Here is a 1,013-nt window from a genome sequence, read left to right as displayed (position 1 = left end):
GCTTGAATGATGCAGCGTTGCAGATTTGGATAAGCAACTAGACGAGCAAGAATTTCTGCCGAGATTTCACGGTTGAGCAGGTTGGCGATCGCCATCTGATGCAGCAGTTCATATCTAATTGCAGCAACCTGATTAGGTGTATATAAGCGGGATTGTTCTTCAAAAAATAGTAGATATATACTAGCAACTTCCTCAATCTCAGATAAAATCTGGGGAATTAGTAAGGGTTGAGTAGGACTCGCAGCAGACGCAAAGCGTAAATTCCACTGGGTTTCATTAAGCAGTTCAACTCCCTCAATTTCTTGCAGATTGCTCCAATTTTGAGAAACCTGTATCACCTTCAATGCAGTGCCATAGGGAATACCATACATCGGATAGTAACTTCCAGGATGCCATAAACAAATCGGTTCATTGTAAGACTCGCCATAAATTTGAAACAGCTGATCGATCAGTTCCCAAACTGCCCAATTTTGATAAACTTGCGGTAGTTTCCAACTGGGATAGTGAATCAACTGCTGGCAATTCCTGACAAAGAAGCGATTATCCTCATTCTCATACATTTCACGCGCCTGAAAGCACTGCCAGAAAGTATCATTATGGGACTGACGTGCCAAAAACTGAATTAGGAGCGAATCGTCATATCGGGTTATGGCTTTGCGACTGTGGCGACCAGAGAATAACACACCTGAATCGCTTTGTGCGATCGCTAATGTATATCCATCAATCAGAACAAAGGTTTTTTCATGCTTATCTCTCATCCAGTAACTCTCATTTTCTCTCTAAAGGAATTGGATTTTTATTATTTCCCCTGTCTGAGCTTAAAATCATCAATCTTAATAATGGTGAAGTGGTTACATTTCCCTAATCTTAATTATTCAACAGGTATGAATTCAGCAGTTTTTAAAGCATTCCTCCAAGCGATGAAAGCAGCTATACGATAATGATCCTCCTTAGAGTGATATTCGTGATAACTGCCATCAAAGACAGTAATTTTGAGGGATGAAAAAGCTTTA

The 1,013-nt window shown here is 40.2% G+C and carries 1 protein-coding gene and 1 pseudogene; both read right to left on the bottom strand.

The features are described from left to right. Positions 1–758: pseudogene (locus tag ACWATR_RS40400) on the bottom strand (hypothetical protein); the annotation flags it as partial. 113 nt (positions 759–871) lie between these two features. Continuing rightward, positions 872–991, bottom strand: coding sequence for a hypothetical protein (locus ACWATR_RS40395; protein ID WP_460346106.1), 120 nt, complete (start codon positions 989–991; stop codon positions 872–874). Positions 992–1,013: the final 22 nt, after the last annotated feature.

This window comes from Nostoc sp. UIC 10890, from assembly GCF_054786515.1.
The sequence above is the reverse complement of the archived record's forward strand: the minus strand, read 5'-3'. Positions and strand labels throughout refer to the sequence as shown.